This is a genomic window from Pseudonocardia yuanmonensis (genome assembly GCF_039542425.1).
In the GTDB taxonomy this organism is placed as follows: domain Bacteria; phylum Actinomycetota; class Actinomycetes; order Mycobacteriales; family Pseudonocardiaceae; genus Pseudonocardia; species Pseudonocardia yuanmonensis.
In genome coordinates this window covers 1-531 of record NZ_BAABIC010000082.1, presented here as the reverse complement: position 1 = coordinate 531, position 531 = coordinate 1, and the positions used below count along the sequence as shown (strand labels likewise).

Here is a 531-nt window from a genome sequence, read left to right as displayed (position 1 = left end):
CGAATACGACCTGCTGCTGACCCAGCGCCTGATCTTCACGCCCGAACTCGAAGCCAGCGCCTACGGCCGCAACGACCCCGAACGCGGCATCGGCTCGGGCCTGTCCAAGGGCTCGCTGTCACTGCGCCTGCGCTACGAGGTCACGCGGGAATTCGCCCCCTACGTTGGCGTATCCTTTGAACGCAAATTCGGCCGCACCGCGGACTACGCGTCCGACGCCGGCCAAAGCCGCTCGCAGGCCGCCGTGCTGGCCGGCGTGCGCTTCTGGTTCTGACCCCTTGCCCGTCAACGGAGCCCCATGAAAAAAACGCTCGCCCCCACCCGTCGCCTGGTCCTGGCCGCCGTCCTGTGCCTGCCGCTTTACGCCCCGGCCTTTGCGCTGGCGCAACCGGCGCCCAAGGTCCAGGTCTGGAAGACCCCCACTTGCGGCTGCTGCGAAGACTGGGTCAAGCACATGCGCGACAACGGCTTTGAAGTCACGACCCACGACGTCCAGGACACCGGCCCCGTGCGCCGCAACGCCGGCATGGC

At 68.0% G+C, this 531-nt stretch carries 2 protein-coding genes; both read left to right on the top strand.

Going from position 1 to position 531, the window contains the following annotated elements:
- The coding region (locus ABD990_RS34220; protein ID WP_345384950.1) for a copper resistance protein B at positions 1-274 on the top strand (274 nt) is incomplete at its 5' end.
- A gap of 24 nt (positions 275-298) precedes the next feature.
- Positions 299-531, top strand: a 233-nt coding sequence (locus tag ABD990_RS34215) for a DUF411 domain-containing protein (RefSeq protein WP_425569725.1), incomplete at its 3' end; no start/stop codon positions are given.